Source organism: Blautia sp. HCP3S3_H10_2 (assembly GCF_052122375.1).
Classification (GTDB): Bacteria; Bacillota; Clostridia; order Lachnospirales; family Lachnospiraceae; genus Blautia_A.
Window position 1 is genome coordinate 1 of sequence record NZ_JBQKCL010000026.1, and the last position, 17,581, is coordinate 17,581.

General features: G+C 39.2%; 20 protein-coding genes and 1 pseudogene. 9 read left to right on the plus strand and 12 right to left on the minus strand.

The genetic code is table 11. From position 1 onward, the window contains the following. Positions 1-432: 432 nt before the first annotated feature. Positions 433-1,245 (plus strand): bifunctional hydroxymethylpyrimidine kinase/phosphomethylpyrimidine kinase, encoded by an 813-nt coding sequence (gene thiD, locus ACTQWB_RS18095; RefSeq protein ID WP_441502835.1) that lies wholly within the window; start codon positions 433-435, stop codon positions 1,243-1,245. A 3-nt stretch (positions 1,246-1,248) separates the two neighbouring features. Continuing rightward, positions 1,249-2,415 (plus strand): putative hydroxymethylpyrimidine transporter CytX, encoded by a 1,167-nt coding sequence (cytX, locus tag ACTQWB_RS18100; RefSeq protein WP_441502834.1) that lies wholly within the window; start codon positions 1,249-1,251, stop codon positions 2,413-2,415. A gap of 119 nt (positions 2,416-2,534) precedes the next feature. Here cytX and ACTQWB_RS18105 read toward each other — a convergent pair whose 3' ends face one another. The 8 genes from ACTQWB_RS18105 to ACTQWB_RS18140 form a co-directional block, all read right to left on the minus strand. Next, positions 2,535-3,455, minus strand: coding sequence for an aldo/keto reductase (locus ACTQWB_RS18105; protein ID WP_441502833.1), 921 nt, complete (start codon positions 3,453-3,455; stop codon positions 2,535-2,537). Positions 3,456-4,048: 593 nt separating this feature from the next. Further along, positions 4,049-5,440 (minus strand): tyrosine-type recombinase/integrase, encoded by a 1,392-nt coding sequence (locus ACTQWB_RS18110; RefSeq protein ID WP_172678862.1) that lies wholly within the window; start codon positions 5,438-5,440, stop codon positions 4,049-4,051. A gap of 1 nt (position 5,441) precedes the next feature. Continuing rightward, a complete protein-coding gene (locus ACTQWB_RS18115; RefSeq protein ID WP_441502832.1) occupies positions 5,442-6,431 on the minus strand; it encodes a helix-turn-helix domain-containing protein in 990 nt (329 codons plus the stop codon). 120 nt (positions 6,432-6,551) lie between these two features. After that, on the minus strand, positions 6,552-6,728 hold the full coding sequence (locus ACTQWB_RS18120; RefSeq protein WP_003864535.1) for a helix-turn-helix domain-containing protein: 177 nt from the start codon (positions 6,726-6,728) through the stop codon (positions 6,552-6,554). A gap of 266 nt (positions 6,729-6,994) precedes the next feature. Next, entirely contained in the window at positions 6,995-7,438 is a 444-nt protein-coding gene (locus ACTQWB_RS18125; RefSeq protein WP_055054269.1) for a GNAT family N-acetyltransferase, read from the minus strand. 70 nt (positions 7,439-7,508) lie between these two features. Further along, entirely contained in the window at positions 7,509-8,138 is a 630-nt protein-coding gene (locus ACTQWB_RS18130; RefSeq protein ID WP_441502831.1) for a YczE/YyaS/YitT family protein, read from the minus strand. Between the two features lie 127 nt (positions 8,139-8,265). Beyond that, positions 8,266-8,589: a hypothetical protein gene (locus ACTQWB_RS18135; protein WP_004613237.1), complete on the minus strand. Its 324-nt coding sequence runs from the start codon at positions 8,587-8,589 to the stop codon at positions 8,266-8,268. 55 nt (positions 8,590-8,644) lie between these two features. After that, positions 8,645-9,070 (minus strand): GNAT family N-acetyltransferase, encoded by a 426-nt coding sequence (locus ACTQWB_RS18140; RefSeq protein WP_055163316.1) that lies wholly within the window; start codon positions 9,068-9,070, stop codon positions 8,645-8,647. 383 nt (positions 9,071-9,453) lie between these two features. On the opposite strand from ACTQWB_RS18140, the gene ACTQWB_RS18145 reads away from it, so the two are divergent. From ACTQWB_RS18145 to ACTQWB_RS18170, 6 genes are read left to right on the plus strand one after another with little or no spacing between them, the layout of a single operon-like run. Then, on the plus strand, positions 9,454-9,840 hold the full coding sequence (locus ACTQWB_RS18145; RefSeq protein ID WP_005349819.1) for a plasmid mobilization protein: 387 nt from the start codon (positions 9,454-9,456) through the stop codon (positions 9,838-9,840). Then, a complete protein-coding gene (locus ACTQWB_RS18150; protein ID WP_441502830.1) occupies positions 9,818-11,371 on the plus strand; it encodes a relaxase/mobilization nuclease domain-containing protein in 1,554 nt (517 codons plus the stop codon). The genes ACTQWB_RS18145 and ACTQWB_RS18150 overlap by 23 nt, the downstream gene beginning before the upstream one ends. Positions 11,372-11,400: 29 nt before the next feature. Beyond that, positions 11,401-11,727, plus strand: coding sequence for a hypothetical protein (locus tag ACTQWB_RS18155; RefSeq protein WP_441502829.1), 327 nt, complete (start codon positions 11,401-11,403; stop codon positions 11,725-11,727). After that, a complete protein-coding gene (locus tag ACTQWB_RS18160; RefSeq protein WP_441502828.1) occupies positions 11,714-12,493 on the plus strand; it encodes an FAD-dependent thymidylate synthase in 780 nt (259 codons plus the stop codon). Before ACTQWB_RS18155 ends, ACTQWB_RS18160 begins: the two co-directional genes overlap by 14 nt. 16 nt (positions 12,494-12,509) lie before the next feature. After that, a complete protein-coding gene (locus ACTQWB_RS18165; RefSeq protein ID WP_441514617.1) occupies positions 12,510-12,896 on the plus strand; it encodes a dUTP diphosphatase in 387 nt (128 codons plus the stop codon). 4 nt (positions 12,897-12,900) lie between these two features. Beyond that, positions 12,901-13,179, plus strand: a complete 279-nt coding sequence (locus tag ACTQWB_RS18170) for a helix-turn-helix domain-containing protein (RefSeq protein ID WP_092072478.1) — start codon at positions 12,901-12,903, stop codon at positions 13,177-13,179. Positions 13,180-13,653: 474 nt separating this feature from the next. Here the strand turns inward: ACTQWB_RS18170 and cls are convergent, their stop codons facing one another. From cls to ACTQWB_RS18190, 4 genes and pseudogenes are all read right to left on the minus strand, one after another. Further along, the gene (gene cls / locus ACTQWB_RS18175; RefSeq protein WP_155177075.1) at positions 13,654-15,213 is read right to left on the minus strand and encodes a cardiolipin synthase; all 1,560 of its coding nucleotides are present in this window, start codon (positions 15,211-15,213) and stop codon (positions 13,654-13,656) included. A 35-nt stretch (positions 15,214-15,248) separates the two neighbouring features. Further along, positions 15,249-15,929, minus strand: a complete 681-nt coding sequence (locus tag ACTQWB_RS18180; RefSeq protein ID WP_441502827.1) for a GTP pyrophosphokinase — start codon at positions 15,927-15,929, stop codon at positions 15,249-15,251. 38 nt (positions 15,930-15,967) lie between these two features. Then, entirely contained in the window at positions 15,968-16,945 is a 978-nt protein-coding gene (gene bsh / locus ACTQWB_RS18185) for a choloylglycine hydrolase (protein WP_118339757.1), read from the minus strand. A 134-nt stretch (positions 16,946-17,079) separates the two neighbouring features. Continuing rightward, a pseudogene (locus ACTQWB_RS18190) lies at positions 17,080-17,304 on the minus strand (hypothetical protein); the annotation flags it as partial. Positions 17,305-17,310: 6 nt separating this feature from the next. Between ACTQWB_RS18190 and ACTQWB_RS18195 the strand changes: the two are divergent. Further along, positions 17,311-17,553, plus strand: a complete 243-nt coding sequence (locus ACTQWB_RS18195; RefSeq protein WP_441502826.1) for a S24 family peptidase — start codon at positions 17,311-17,313, stop codon at positions 17,551-17,553. Positions 17,554-17,581 lie beyond the last annotated feature (28 nt).

The following is a 17,581-nucleotide window of genomic DNA, read 5'->3' on the forward strand; positions in this document are numbered from 1 at the left end:
AAAAAGGGTTCACATGGGAACGGTGTTTAAGAACAGGGTCACGTCTTGTGTGGGTGTCCGAAAAAAGGGTACTACACTAATTCGTGTGTCCACTGTTATGGGTACATTATATCCCAGGTGTATTTGAAAAATTGAAGTAACTTGTGTAAGTAGGTAGCTATTCAGGGATAAATGGATTTTCGTATGAAAATTTGTCTGGCTCTGAAGTTACATAAATGGAGTATTACCCTCTGTGAGTAGTACACTGCATTATGAAGGTAACAGGGTATTATTTACAGTAACAGCGGCAGATTGGGGGCACCACCTTCTGTCTCTTAGTGAGTGTTTGGAAAAGCATTCCTGCAATTTGCAGACCACCGCTTAGCGGCACACTTTGCAGAATACCTTTTTAAACCCGCAAAAGAAAACGTATATGCGAAAAGGAGAAAAAAGATGAGAAAAACCGCATTAACGATCGCTGGAAGTGATTCCAGCGGAGGCGCCGGCATCCAGGCTGATATCAAAACAATGATGGCGAATGGCGTATATGCCATGAGCGCGATCACGGCTTTGACAGCTCAGAATACGACCGGCGTGACAGCAATTTTGAATGCAACACCAGAATTCTTGGGACAGGAGCTGGACAGTGTATTTACTGATATTTTCCCGGATGCAGTAAAAATCGGCATGGTATCAGATGGAGAACTGATCCGTGTCATTGCAGAAAAATTAAAACAATATCAGGCAAAGAACATTGTGGTAGATCCGGTCATGGTAGCCACCAGCGGAGCGAGACTGATCAGCGAGGATGCCATTGGAACATTGAAAAAGGAATTGTTTCCACTGGCAGCTGTATTAACTCCAAATATTCCCGAGGCAGAGGAACTGACCGGTATGCAGATCAGAAGCGCAGAGGATATGATCGCTGCAGCAAAGCAGATCGCAGAAGAATACCAGTGTGCAGTGCTTTGCAAGGGGGGACATCAGTTAAATGATGCCAACGATCTGTTGTATGCCAATGGCAGTTATCAGTGGTTTTGCGGAAAACGGATCAACAATCCGAACACACATGGAACCGGATGCACACTGTCATCGGCTATTGCTTCCAATTTGGCAAAGGGCTATGATCTGGAGACTTCTGTAGAGCGTGCAAAAGATTATATATCCGGTGCTTTGTCTGCGATGCTGGATCTTGGAGCAGGAAGCGGCCCGATGGATCATGGTTTCGCCATTTCAAATCAGTATACACAGGAAAAGGAGGTCTGACAGATGGAAAGACGTACTTCACTTGTGGAAAATGGATTGATCTGGTTTGGAGCCGGTGTATCTATCGCAGAAATATTAACAGGAACCTATTTTTCCTCACTGGGATTTGGGAAAGGCCTGGCCGCAATTCTGGTGGGCCATGTGATTGGCTGCCTGATGCTTTTCCTGGCAGGTGTGATCGGTGGAAAAAGCCGCCTGAGTGCAATGGAAACGGTAAAAAGCAGCTTTGGTAATCTGGGAGGGCTTTTATTTGCCTTTTTGAATGTACTGCAGCTGGTAGGCTGGACTGCTATTATGATTTATGACGGAGCGCTGGCAGCAGACGGCATTTTATCCGCAGGGAAATGGATCTGGTGCCTGGTAATCGGGGCGCTGATCGTTGTGTGGATCATGATCGGAATCACCAATCTTGGAAAAATCAATACCATTGCCATGGGACTGTTGTTTTTACTTACACTGGTGCTGTGCAAGGTGATTTTCTTTGATGGAAATGTAATGCAGACGGTTGCAGATGAAAGTATGTCCTTTGGAGCGGCGGTGGAACTTGCGGTGGCGATGCCCCTTTCCTGGCTGCCCCTGATCAGTGACTATACAAGAGAAGCAAAAGAACCAGTAAAGGCAACGGCGGTCAGTGCCATTGTGTATGGTCTGGTCAGCTGCTGGATGTATATCATTGGAATGGGAGCTGCGATTTTTACCGGAGAATCCGATATCGCGCAGATCCTGTTAAAGGCAGGCTTAAGTATTGCCGGTCTGCTGATCATTGTATTTTCCACAGTCACTACCACTTTTCTGGATGCCTATTCCGCGGGAATTTCCAGCGAATCTATTGTATCTACCATAAAAGGCAAATACGCTGCCATAGTAGTCACTGTAATCGGAACTTTGGGAGCAATTTTGTTTCCAATGGATGATATCACGGATTTCCTCTATCTGATCGGCTCGGTTTTTGCACCGATGATCGCCATTCAGATCGCAGATTTCTTTATACTGCACAGAGACAGGCGGGAGAATAGCTTTGACTGGAGAAACCTGATCATCTGGGTGGTTGGATTTATCTTATACCGGATGCTTATGAGAGTAGATCTTCCGGTAGGAAATACACTTCCGGACATGGTGATCACATCAGTGATATGTGTGATCGTGGGAAAAATCGGGAAAGAAAAATAGAGAGAATAAAAGAAAACCGGGTACAACTTTTATACTTACTGGAGTTGTATCCGGTTTATGCTTTGATTTTAACAATACACTTTTGGAACCATATTATTCATCTTATAGAACTGAAGCATTTATGGCAGTAAATGTCCAGCTGACAGATACAGCCGGTACCATTCCTCTCTGGAAAGAGAGACCTTTTCCGCCGCAATAATTTCTGTCAGACGTTCCTCGCTTGCGGTTCCTGTAATTATCTGTATTCCGGCCGGATGACGTAAAATCCATGCCGCGGCAATTGTAGTGGTGCTGACCTGATACTTTTGCGCCAAAGTCTGTAACTCTTTGTTCAATTCCGGATATTTTTCGCTGCCAATAAAACAGCCTTGCCAGTTCGGCATCTGGAATGGGAACCATGCCTGAATCGTCATATCCTGCAATCTGGAATAATCCAAAACGCTGCCATCCCGATCTGCCGCTCCGTCCGAAGTCATATTGACTTCCATACCGTTTGCGACCATGTTTGACACTGGGATGCTAAACTGCAGCTGATTAATGATCAGAGGCTGTTTCACATATTTTTTCAACAATTCAATCTGCATTGGTTTATGGTTGGATACACCGAAATATCGTACCTTCCCTTTTTGATGCAGTTCTTCAAATGCGGCAGCTACTTCCTCTGGCTCCACCAATGCATCCGGGCGGTGCAGTAACAGAACATCCAGATATTCTGTCTGCAGTCTTTTTAGGATTCCGTCTACGGAAGAAATGATATATTCTTTTGATAAATCATAAAATCCCTGACGTATACCACATTTGGACTGCAGGAATAAATCTTCTCTTTTTATGGATGGATCCTGTGCCATGGCTTCTCCGAAAATTGTTTCACTCTGTCCGTCGCTGTAGATATCCGCATGGTCGAAATAAAAAGCTCCCTGTTCCAGACATTTGTGTATAAATTTTTGCATCTCGGCACAATTTTTCTCTGCCAAGCGCATACAGCCTACCACGATAGCAGGCATATTCTTACCTGTAGAGCCTAATACGATTTCCTTCATCTTTCTTCTCCTTTTCTTTATTTACAAAAGATTAATCCTTCTTTTTCCTTCCTGTAAAGATAAAACAGCGGAATGTGAATCTGCTTCTCAGCTAACACATTCCGCTATTTATTAATAAGCGTTCCCTACGGGAATCGAACCCATAACTAGAGCTTAGGAGAGCTCCAACCTATTGTCACTCTCTGTCAATCTGAGGTAAGGTAAACCCATATGGGACACTATTAAAAACTGTTTCCGATTCAATTTGAGTTATTCTGAATACCCCCTCTGTCAAGCTCTGTAAAGCTCTGAAAGTTAGCTGATTGTTTGCTCCAGCTAATAATTGGGGAATGCCTTGATATTACCATCGACATCTGTTATATGACCACCATGCTTCGTACGTTCGATCATGGTAAACAGTATTCAATTAAACTTCCTATCGAAAGCACAAGATATTTTCTTGTCTATAAATAATATAACGCATACGAGACGGTTTGTCCATGCGTTTTTGACTGGCAAATTTTATTCAGTAAAAATATCTGTAACCTTTTTTGTAACTGAATCTCCATCATCAAATGATGGAGATTCCAATAGATATGATGGAGATAGACTAATTACTTCATCGTCTTCGCCAGTGAATTGAGCAATGCCCGCATCTCTGGATTTGCCAACACTTTTGCCAAAAGTTCCGGATCGACTTCATCAGCAACAGTTGCATTATTATTTTCCTGCTGTACATGCATCTGTGGATCCAGATTCTTCTTCTCATAAAATGCTTCTTCAAAAAGCTCTGCATTTTTCCTTCGGTCATCATCCAGAATATGAGAGTACACATCCGTAACCATATTGACCTGAGCATGGCCGGAATCACCCTGTACCGCCTTGATATCTCCACCATTCAATTTCAGCTTATAAGTAACGCTGCTATGACGGAAACTGTGAAATACAACCGGTGGGAGATTATAGTCCTCGATCAGTTTTTTTAAAGGACCACGGATTGCTCCATCTCCGAGAGGAAGCCCAAAGGTACTTGCCATAACCAGGTTATAGTCCATATATTCATCACCAAGAATTTCTTTCATTTCATCTTGCTCAGCTTTCCAGTCTACCAGCATATTAGCAACACTCTTCGGTAAGAATATTTTACGCACACTGCTTTCTGTCTTCGGTGTTTTCAGAATACGGACCGTAGAATTCTTCTTATGATTTGTCGGAAATACCAACAACACATCTTTTCCATCCAATGCATTTAAAGATTCTTTTCTTATACGCTGTGATTCTTTGTTGATGAAGACATATGCACGGTTTTCTTCAATTGCCTCATGAGAAATATCTACACAATCCCAGGTAAGACCAAGCAGCTCACCAAGTCGCAGGGAACATGAGAAAGATAGATTAATTGCGAGCTTTAATCGTTCATCTTCACAGACACTGAGCGCATACATCAATGTATCCGCTGTCCAGATGTCTCTTTTTTGTGATTTATGTTTTGGTACAGTCGCATGGGTGCAAGGATTCTTCTCCATCAACTCCCATTTCACTGCCTGTTCAAAACAGTTTCTAAGCAGCTTATTAATATCCCTGACCGTACTGGAAGATACAAATTCATTTCGACTGGTTTTATTCAATGGATTGATAACTGCACGTCTCTTCAAAAGACTCTGATAATATCTTTCGATGAAACGGGTATTGATCTCTGAGAGTTTCGTATCACCAATGATCGGAAGAATATAGTTATTGATAAGAGAGACATTTCCTTCATATGTAGAAAGCGCCCAGTTTTCTTTGCCATAAAGTGCAACATATTCTGTAATAAGTTCGTCCAGTGTTTTGCATTTACGGACGACAAATGATCCCATCTCTTTTTTATATTCAATTTCTTTTTTTCTTCTCTTTGCTTCGGCTTTCGTTTCATAGGTTTCCCACTTCTGTTTCCTCTCACCTTTTTCATTCGTATAAGAATAGATTACATTAAATTTTCCGTTTCGTTCTCTTATAGATGCCATATTATTGCATACTCCTTTCCAAATCTCTTTGCTCCATCCAGTCCTCAAATTCATCCCGACGGATCCTAACTCGACTGCCAACTTTTATTACTGTGAACTTTCCTTTATCCGCCCACTTGTTGATCATGCTTCTGCTGACCTTTGCCAGATAGGAAGCTTCATCAAAAGTAAGATACTTTATATTTCCATTGCTTCCTCGTATTCCGGTCTGTGATAATTTCTTCCGCCGGAAATTAGCCAGGGCAATATTTTGTTCCTGTGCAAGTTCTTCATAATCATTCGATGGATCCAGCTTATACCGATCCTGACCTTCCAGGAATTTTTGAAAACTCTCTTTTGTGATCCTTTTCTTTTCTGCAATCACAATGAATTCAAAAAAATGACTATACTTTGGATTATCAAGAATTGTATATACTGCGCTTCTGGTTGTTCCAAGCAGCTGTGCCATCTTAGGCATCGTAATTGTTGCATCTTCCAGAAGAGCGTCTTTTTCTCTGTCTTCCTTTGTTCGATACCGAGACTGGCTTTTATACCAGTTCTGAAAAGATTCTTTTGGTATTCGTTTCCAGTAATCGACAATAACAGCATCCATTTGATTTTTCTTGAGTAAATCATAAACAAGATACTCATCAACACCCAACAGATCCGCAACTTCCTTAACGGAATAGGACCAGGATTTCAATTCTATCCCTGGTTCTTCTCCGGTAACTTTATGGTATTTAATCTGATTGGCGTACCATTTTTCAAAGCTGGCAATATTGATTCGTATCTTTCCGGCAATCTCTTTAGATTCAAAAACATTTTTATGCACCAGCCAGTATCGATCTGTCTTTTTTAATCCCAGCAGCTTTCCCATTTCCGGCACGGTCATCCAGGTTCTCTTTTGTGTCGGACGCCGTTTGTAAGGACTGTCTTCTGATATCTTTGAAATGATCTCTTCAACATCGTCCATTTCCGGAACTTCTTTTTGTTTCATAATTGCTGTTGCCATTTATTCTTCACTTCCTGTCTTTTTTAGTGTTAGTGTTTTTTCTTATATCATATCTCAAATCCAGATAAAAATTTAGGATGTCGATTGCAGACAAAATCTGCCTGATCAACACCCTGTTTTTTATTGTTCCAAGTTATCGAGCCAGTCATCGAAACTCTTCTTAGAGATGCGATACTTTCCGCCATCCAACTGGATCCACCGGAATTCTTTTTTCTTTAAAAGGTTATAAATAGTAGGTCTGCTGACTCCTAAGATTTCCTGTAACTCTTGAACTGTATAACATCTTTTTTCTGACATTTCTTTATCCTCTTTTCTTTGAAATATGAAAGAAAAATTATCCCTTCATATAACGAAACGCTCAGAGCATGTTTTACAGTGGTCAAAAGCAAATTTTTTTACTTTTTTTCTTGCGAGTTTTTTTAATGCAACTCGTAAGAAACTCGTAACATTAGATTTTTACATTTTTCATGAAATTAAGTAAAGAAAAAGAGCATATGGAATTGAATCCATACACTCTATGATTACTGAAACTTTATTTCATTTTTAATTCAACAAACTTGAATTTATATATGTCTTTGCAAATATACCATATCTATTAGCTGTACACCGCCCTCATAAATTGTGTGGTCATAATTGTCAGTAAAAAAATTGGGAATCTTGTGAGAACGAACAAATCCACATTTTTCATAAAATGGTATCGTCAATGGACTGTCACCTGTTCCAACTTGCAAAACAGAATATTCATCTGCATATTTACTGGCAAGAAAATCAATTAGTGCTTTGCCATAGCCCTTTCCCTGGTTTTCCGGATCGACGGCGATATTCTTGATTTCAAGTATTCCGTTACCTTCATCGGTGACAACACATTCAGCTTTTACATCATTATCTTCAAGCACATACATAGTTCCTTTTTCAAGATAACGATCAACCATGCTCTCCTGTTCATCAGCTAATAACAATAATGATATAAACTGCTTTTTATTTTTGTTAACTTCTCGAATTTTCATACAACTTGTTACTCCATCAATTGCCATCTAATTTAATTCATCAAACTTGAAGTTGTAGGTTTCTTTGCTATTATATCTTTAAAATTCGTTTTGCTTTCGCATTAACAAATTGGATAATCGGGCCTGAAATGATAACTGTAATGATTGTGCATATGCCAAACTTCTCGCCAAGCAAAACACCTATTATCACAACCAGAATATCTAATGCTATTCGAACAATTTTAACTTGCCAGTTGTTCTTTTCTGCCAAGGCAAAAGTAACTGCTTCATAAGAGCCACGACCAAGTGAGGCAGACGCATATAGTCCGGTCCCGACAGCAAACAAAATAACACCCAGCAACATGATAAAGAAGTTGAACCATCGATATGTACTGTAGACATGGCAGGTGGCAAATACATCTACACAGGTGCTGTATACAATTTGATATAGCACCGTCCCAATATGGATTTGACTTTTATCGTAAATTAATGCAAACAAAATCATCCCCACTGCTACAACAAAAGATGCCATACCGATGCTCAAGTGAAACGTTTCAGCGATACCCTGCCATAGCACTGCGAGCGTGGCGCCACCAAATCCTGCATACAGTGCAAGTGTAATGCCATAGGCTGCAACAATGGAACCTATCACAATAATTATCAATTTCTTTAATAAGTCCCGCAATAGCAAGGATTCCCTTTTGTGCTTATCAAACATCATAATTCCTCTATTCTACAAATTCCGATTTTAATGTCTCTATTATACCATAATGATACTATTATAAAAAAGGAAAAAGAGCTCCTTCGAGCTCTTTTGATTCAGTTCTGTAAACTTGAATTTGACTTGCCTATTTTCTTAAAATCTCATGTGGAGCTTCTATTTCATTTGCCAAGGTATGCTCTGTTAATTCTGACATCAATTTCAATTTTTTATTAATCAATGGTCGCATACAATTAGGAACATGTTCCTGATGCGCTCTGTGGATTGCTACACATTCCTTACAGTTTCCGTGATAACGACAGGCTTTCAGGCAAGGACAGTGATCTTTGTCTTTATACTCCTTACGAAATTCCGCTGCAAATTCTTCTTGCAGTCTCAGTCCCTCGACACGGTTTCCCTTATGAAATTCTACCATTGCATCCAGTTCTTTCTGGTTCCCTTCAATCTTCATGTTATTATAGCGCCTCCATTTCAACTATTCTTCATTTTCTGATAAATTCCGATTTCTATTTTCGTTTCCATAGCATAGTGTACTCTTTTTCACCAGTAGCTTCATCCAAGCCTTCATATTGAATAATGAACCCTTCTCTTTGGTAAAAAGAAATTGCTCTGGCATTCTTCTGGTATACATTTAATCGTAAGCTAACTTTTTTATCCTTAACATAATCTAATAAAAGCTTACCTATGCCACATGACTGCATTTCATCGGAGACAAAAATACCTTCTATATATTTATCATTTAGTCCTACAAATCCTTGTATCATTTTATCTGCTTCAAACACATAAACTTCGTATTGTGACATCATTTCTTTTACTAATTCATAATTACTTTTCCAGTATTGATTGGAAATAAAATAATGGGCTTTCAGATTTGTCTTTAACCATATGTCAGCAATTCTATCGATATCTCCGTTCAGCAACTTTCTAATCATAACAAATATTCTCCACAACTACATCCTTTATGCTTTTCTCTTTTTTCCATTCTATCACAAGCTCACCATTAATCATCAATTTTTTGATATTTTTTCTTTTTCCCCACTGTAAAACAGCCTCTGAGCGTTTCGTTATATAGAGGGATACAAATAAGAGCAAGATCCACCCAGGTATTACCGTATCGCCATTTTATGGCTACGGCATACCTCCGGGTAAGTCTCTTGATGGGGATTCCGATTCCCCATACCCTCGTACAGACATCAAAGATATCTGTTGGCTCTCTATCAAAGATAGTCGCAGCACTTTATATAACCGGAAGGGACAGCCGGTTAAAAAGTGTAATCGCACATCCAAGATGTCTTATCAAAAAAGAAGGAGGACTATGGCACCAAAGAAGAAAGAAAAGAATCTCAAGAGGAGTAACATCATCACATTAAAATTAACGGATATTGAATTGGCAGTATTAAATGAAGCCGCTGACGTTACAGGACTTTCTCGTTCTGAATATGTGAGAAAACTACTACTTGAAAAGCAAATCAATCACCAGATTGAAGTTGTTGCAGACATGAATGATCTCAGGAAACTGGTCAGTGAATATGGAAAGATTGGATCGAACCTCAATCAGATCGCCAAGCATTTTAACAGTGGTGGCAGTCAGTCACGTGCTATAGAAAATGAAATCCATCAGTGCATCACGGACTTATTCCTATTGAGAAAAGAAGTACTGAAACTGGCAGGTGGTATGAATGGCAATCGTAAAACACATTAAAAGCAGAAATGCTAATTACTCGGCTGCTATCAATTACCTTCTGTTTGAACATGATGAAAAAACCGGGAAAAAGATTGTAGATGAATCCGGTCGAAGCATCTTGCGAAAAGAGTTTTATATGGATGGACTGAACTGTGATCCGATGTCTTTTGACAAAGAATGCGAACTGACAAATGCTCATTTTCATAAGAATAAGAAACGTGAAGACATCAAAAGTCATCACTACATTATCAGCTACGATCCAGCCGATGTTACAGAAAACGGCCTTACCGGAAAGAGAGCACAGGCAATCAGTTTGGAACTTGCAAAGCAGATGTTTCCCGGATATCAGGCACTGGTAGTTACTCACACCGATGGCCACAATGAATCCGGAAATATCCATACTCACATCGTTATCAACAGTGTGCGAAAGACTGCAGTGGAAAGGCAGCCATATATGGATAAACCACATGAGGAAGCCACCGGTTACAAGCATCGTTCCACTGATAAATTCATGAGCACTTTTAAGAAAACTGTCATGGATCGGTGCCAACAGGAAGGACTTCACCAGATAGATCTTCTTGCTCCGGCTGAAAGAAAAATCACGCAAAAAGAGTATCTGGCACAGAAACACGGCCAACAAAAACTTAATGAGATCAATCAGAAAATCATCGAAGATGGTCTCAAACCAACATCCACCGTGTTCCTTACACAGAAAGAATATTTACGAAATGCGATTGATGAATGTGCTGCCACATCCAATAGTTTTGATGAATTCCAATCTAAACTTCTGGAACAATTTCAGATCTCTGTGATTGATCATCGGGGCAGATACAGCTATCTTCATCCTGATCGACAGAAGCGGATTACTGAACGTGCACTGGGAACACGATATGGAAAAGAACACCTGGAACAGACCTTCTTACGCAAGGATCCATTGACCATTCTCTACGTCAGATCTCACCTTCGCCTGGTTGTAAATCTCCAGACAAATGTGAAAGCAATGCAGAGCCCGGCTTATGCTCATCGGGTAAAACTTTCTAACCTGCAGCAAATGGCAAATACCATTATCTATGTGCAGGAGCATGGATTTGATACGCAGTCAGATTTGAAAAATACACTGCTTGCAGCAAAGCAGGAACTAAAAGAAATGCAGACACAGGTTGCTCAGCATCGGTCCGATCTAAGGATCCTCAACGATCAGATCCGTTATACTGGTCAGTACTATGCGAATAAGGAAGTTTATTCCCAGTTTTCAAAAGCTAAGTACAAAGGGAAGTACCGGAAAGAACATGCCAAGGAAATTCAGAAATATGAAGAAGCCAGAGATTGGCTGAGATCCTTTTATCAGGATGGAAAGATGACAAGCCTAAAAACCCTGACTTTACAAAAAGAAAAACTGCAACAGCAGATAGCTTCCGAAGAAGAAGCAATAAGCAGCTTGAAAGAAAAATTAAAAGATCTGGACACTGCCGATCAGAATGTTGATGCCATTCTTCAGATGCAGATTCCAGAACCAGTGAGATCAAAAACCAAAGATCTCGAACGATAACTATTACAAAACAAAGGAGGAACTATCACATGACACAAGAAGAATTTAATGTTGTATTTGAACTTCAGATGAGAAAGTGTGCCGATATTCTGGCACATAAAAAGAAAGAATATACCGGTGATAATATTGACCGCCTCAGTGCATTCAAGATTGCTGCCGCTTTACAAAACTGTGATTCAAAAGCAGCACTGGCCGGTATGATGTCGAAACATGTCGTATCCCTTTACGATATGTGTTATTCCACTCTGTTACATTTTGACATGGAACAGTGGGATGAAAAAATCACAGACTGCATCAATTATCTAATTCTTTTAAAAGCTCTGGCAAAGGAGGAACAGGCCTATGGATCACATTGAAACAGCTATCTTAAACTGCTATGGAATCCGGGAAGCAGAACAAAATATGGTCTTTGCAGCCAGGCTCACACAACACGGTCATACGATCCAGAACATGGCAGATCTGATGGAGCTTTACCATCAATCCTACAGTCAGAAAACCGTAGAAAACATTGCAGGACTTCCCCATCCAACAGTACAGAAATTCATGGTCATTACCGTGGCTGTTGTCGGTGCAAGCAGACGCTTCCTGGCACAGATCACCAGGCATCAGAACGAAGTAAAGTACATGAGTGCATCTCTGCAGTACAGCAATTATTCCGGTCACGCTGCATTTGCTATTCCATATGGAATCATGAAAGCAGATAAAGAAATCCAGAATATTTACAAGAAAAGCTGTCAGTCAGATCTGGATCACTATGCAGAACTCTGTGCCTTAGGCATTGATCATGATTCAGCCGGATATGCTACACCTCAGGGACTTCGTAACGTACTGATCATCAGTGCGACACCTTACCAGTGGAAACATATGATCGGCCAGAGAACCTGCAGAAGGAATACGGATGAAACCAGGATTGTGATGCTCTATATCTGGCAAAGATTGTACAAATTAAGCCCGATCCTTTTTGCACCGGATCTGACCGGTCCATTCTGTCAGAGAGGAAGCTGCATGGAAAAACAGATGTCCTGCCAGAATCCTATTTCAAAACTTTGGATGCCGTCAGATATCTTAAAAGCAGATTATCCATTGGTCATCAGAAGGGAGGTGAACAGCCATAAAGATTAAACTGATTGACTTTGGTCTGAAAGCAGATCATCATCCCTTCCGGCCACATGAAAATGATGCCGGTGCTGATGTATTCATGCCGTATGATTGTGTATTAAAATCAGGCGAGGTTGCAAGAATTCCGCTTGGATTTGGTCTCATCATCCCAGATGGATTTGCCGGATATGTCTTTCCACGGAGCAGCATGGCAGCAAAAGGACTGGTATGCGAACTTCCACCGATTGATTCCGGTTACCGTGGTGAGATTCATGCCATTATCAGCAACGTGAGCACATCTTCTCAGACCATTCATAAAGACACACGCGTCGGTCAGCTGGTGATCACACCGGTCGTGATCGCAGACTTTGTCCTGGACCTCGGTGAAGAACGAGGAACTGGAGCATTCGGAAGCACAGGAGAATAATACTATGATTACATTTGGAAGAAAATTAAAACACTTAAGACAGAAAAATCATCTTACTCAGAAAGAACTTGGCATGGCTGTTGGCTTTCCCGACAGCTGTGCCGATGTCCGGATTGCTCAGTACGAAAGCGATGTCCGAACACCGAAAGAGGATCTTATGAAACTCTTCGCATCAACACTCGGTGTTCCGGTTGAACTCTTTACCGTACCGGTACTCTCAGAACCCAGGGAGTATGAGGCAGCGGAGTATTGGAGGTATGAGTTAGGGGCAGAGTTGGGTTAATTGTCGTAATGCTTAAAGTTGAAGCAATGAATTTCCACTGCTTCAACTTTAATTTTTATGATTATCAATAATACATCTAAGATTTCCGTCGTTCTATAATCTTTTATAAATGAATCTCGTTTCTGTTTTTTGCGATTCTGTCTTACTTAATCTTTGATACGTTCTTATGTGTTATGGTATTAGTTCCTAATCGTAAATTTGTCCAAAACATTATAAATTACCTTTTTCTGTTTCTTATCTGTATATTTTTGAATCTTAGCTAACACGCCATAATGTTGTAACGTCGACTCATACTAGCCTTCTCATGTCTCCTTATTTTTTAAATCTTAACGAACATGATTAACAGACGTACTCGCTATTGAGCGTGTACAAATCTTCTTTGTACAACAGACTGTTAGATATAGCAAAAACGGCCTTTCAAAAACAGTTAACTTCTAAATCAACTGTTTTTTGAAAGGTCGTTTCATCAGATTCTTATAGCAATCCAGCAAATAATCTCATAAATAATTGTCCCAGTCGCAAATATGCACTTCGTCCGGTTTGATATTGGTCTGTCACATCACGACATTCTCCCATCGTTCTTATCAGATCATTTTTTATTTCCACAACTGCCTGACAATCTGCCATAAAACAGCCGTTTTCAAAATGGTGATATAAACTTCGATAATCCAGATTAATTGTTCCACAAGTTGCCATACAGTCATCTGCCACACTCATTTTTGCATGGCAGAAACCAGGAGTCCACTCATAAACACGAACACCATGTTTAACTAATCCATGATAAAAAGAACGAGTTATATTATAAATGAATTTTTTATCAGGGATACCAGGTGTGATAATTCTTACGTCTACCCCTCGCTTAGCAGCCAGACATAACGCATGCGTCATTTCATCTGTTATGATTAGATATGGAGTCATAAACCAACAATATTTTTCAGCTTTATTTATCATACTGATATAAACTTCTTCTCCTACTTGCTCATTATCCATAGGGCTGTCTGCATAAGGTTGAACAAACCCAGTTTGCTGTGCCGCATAATCATAGTGGAAAAGGTATTTACTAAAATCAGAATCATTAGCAGCCTTATCACTTACTGCATTCCACATTTCCAAAAATGTCACCGTAAGCGACTGAACAGCATCTCCTTCTAAACGAATACCTGTATCTTTCCACTGTCCATACGGGTGTGTGTAATTAAAATATTCGTTTGCTAGATTATATCCACCTGTAAATCCGACTTTTCCATCAATAACTGTTATTTTTCTATGATCACGATTGTTCAAAAACAGATTTAAACCTGGCATAAACGGATTGAATACACGGCAATGAATTCCTATTGCCTCCATCTTTTTCACAAAATCTGTGTTAATAAAGCCTATAGAACCCATATCATCGTAGAATACTCTAACTTCCACACCTGCTTTTACTCGCTCTTCCAGAACATCTTGAATCTTATGCCATGCTTCAGCGTCTTCTATCGCATGATATTCCATAAAGATAAACTTCTGTGCTTTCTCCAAATCCTTAAGCTGTGCCTCTAATCCTTTCACTGCTTCATCAAAATACACAATATCCGTATTCTGATAGATTGGATACTGCGAATTTCTTTGTATGTAACTTGCTATATTTCCTGCTTTCGGAATTGTTTCTTTTATTCTGCTCAAACACTCCTGACTGTCCGGAAGCATTGGTAACAATTTGCTATCAATTTCTGCATATCGCTCACGCATTTTATGTGTGCCACCATTCAAACCAATCAACAAATACAGGCCTACACCCATAATTGGGAAAATTAGAATTAAGATGACCCAAGGCATTTTCATAGAGGATGTCTTATTTGATGCGTACAATCCCAAAACCAAGATCCCACTCAAAATCCTTGTAAATAAATTTATGATTTCTGCATATTCATTCAAGCGTGTTACGATAGTAATAATAAAAATCACTTCCAGAAGAATGCAGATTATGGAAAAACACAGCCGTTTTACCCCATTTTTTGTTTTTGCTTTGCCCTCTAAAGTATCTTGTTTCATATATACTCCACCTTCCTACTTGCTCAGTTTTCTCCCTAAATTTCGTGGAACATACCAATTTTGTCTTTTATTCTCTGCATTTCATTATCTGCTTCAATGATATCTCTTGCAGAATGAAGTAATTCTTCACTTATCTCATTATAGCCAGGCATTTCTTCAATTCCTTTTTTATAGCGAAGTTGATGTTCCAATGTTGCCCAGAAATCCATACCATTGGTTCGAATCTGTAATTCTACACGCATAGGTTTTTTACCCTTAGCAAAAAATACTGGTATTTCAACAATCATATGATAGCTTCGATAACCATTCGATTTTGGATTTTTTATATAATCTTTTATTTCAATAACTTTAATATCATCCTGTTGGGTAATCAAATCTGATATCATATAAATATCGTCAATAAACGCACAAACTATTCGAACGCCTGCAACATCATTGAGATATGTCTGTATATTTTCTGTTGTAAATTCATATCCCATCTTCTGCAGTTTATTGTAAATACTATTGGGCTTCTTAATTCTTGTTTTTATAAAAGAAATAGGATTTCGATTGTTCTCAACTGAAAATTCATCATCCAAAACCTCAAGTTTAGTTTGTATCTCCCGAATAGCACAACGATACATCATCATTAAATTATAAAATTTTGTAGCATTATTTAAAAACTGTAGTGATTCCGGACTGTTCATCCTGAGTTTTTTTACTTCATCTTTTGTCATGGAACTTTCCTTTCTACCTCATCCCTGATTTCAAAACATTATTTATTTTGATAGTTGATTCGTTCTCCTTGAATTACTGGATAACAAATCATTTTATCACTATCCAGATTTTCTACATGCATATCTACTGCACTGATCTGATGGTTTTCATAAGTATTGTAATAATAAATACCTTTTGTAACATTACAACACGACGTATACAATGTGATTTCATATTTTCCATCCGCTACTTCGCAACATCCTCGTTGCTGATCCACAGATCCGAGAATGTGGAAGAATTGGCTAACGCTTTCTTCCTCTGATTCACCTGAAATTGCATTTACCTTTGTAAAAGCTACACGTACAAAGCGTGAGGAAGATGAGAGATCTCCCGGAAGACCTAATCCTCCCATACCTCTACTATATGCATCAAGAGCCAAATTTTCGCAGAAAGTATTTCTGGGCTGTTTAGGAGATAAATGCATATAATTATTTAGTTGAAACATCTGCTGTGGAAATGGCGGATTATTCGTAAGCACTCCTACTGGATTATCATAAATATGCAAACCATCTGACATAGATTCTACCGTAATTGACTCATTCTCATCAGAAATGATCCAGTGTAATTGTGCTAATGGCAATTGCTCGCTGAAAGGAGTATTAACAATATTAATTCGTTCAAGAAGCTCGCGAACTTCAACTAAAGAAGAACACTGACTTAAAATCCACGGAATAAATTCAAACTGTGCAATATTTTCCACATCTGGCTTAATCGCGGCATAAACAGCATTTCCGACAAAATTCAGTCCTGCCATTGCCACTCCTTTTTCATTCATAGCATCATAATACAAAGGATAATCCTCTGCAACATGAGCCATTCCAATAATTGCATAATGATTTTTCATATCGCCAACATGGCGAAAATTAAACGCATAATTACGTGGTGTAATTACTATCTGATCACCATAAGAGAATTCATAATCGAGGGTTCGTCCAAAGTAAAAATCTTTTGTCTTATAAGTTGCTGCTGTACACATGATCGTTTATCCTCCTAAATAGATTGAAATATGTCAATGAGTTTTTTTCTTGAACAATAGTATAGCACAATCTTTTATTTTGTTCCAACTTCATACATGATCATAACATGTAAACTTTAAACTATTTTCCTGGATTATTTCTCCATCAGTTTTTCAAACCAAGTATCCATAGCTAGGATGAATTGACCTACGTCTGGCAATTCTTGCAGCATTTCGTTTAGGGTTTTGTGCTTCACATATTTCTGCACATACACCCAACAGGCAAGGCTACTGGCTTCTGATACAATGTCAGCTATGGTTTTGCGCATAAGCTCTTCAAATTCAGCAATTTCTTCTTTCGGAACAACATCATATGTGGTGACAGTATGGAGCCTCTCTATCTGGATGGACAGATCATCTGGATTCATAAACAAGAAACTCTTGAAGAAGGAGAAATCGGTGTCTTTTTCCTCGATGGTGATGCTTATGTAAAGAAATATCATCAATCTGATTCCGGTATCCAACTTATTTCTCTAAATAAAAAATCGCTGACTGTCAAGGTAGTTGTCAGTAAAATATTTATTTTTTGTTCTTGCAGGTCATCAGATATTGTTCTGTACCTGACGTGAGTATCAATAAATTATCTACGTTTATTGG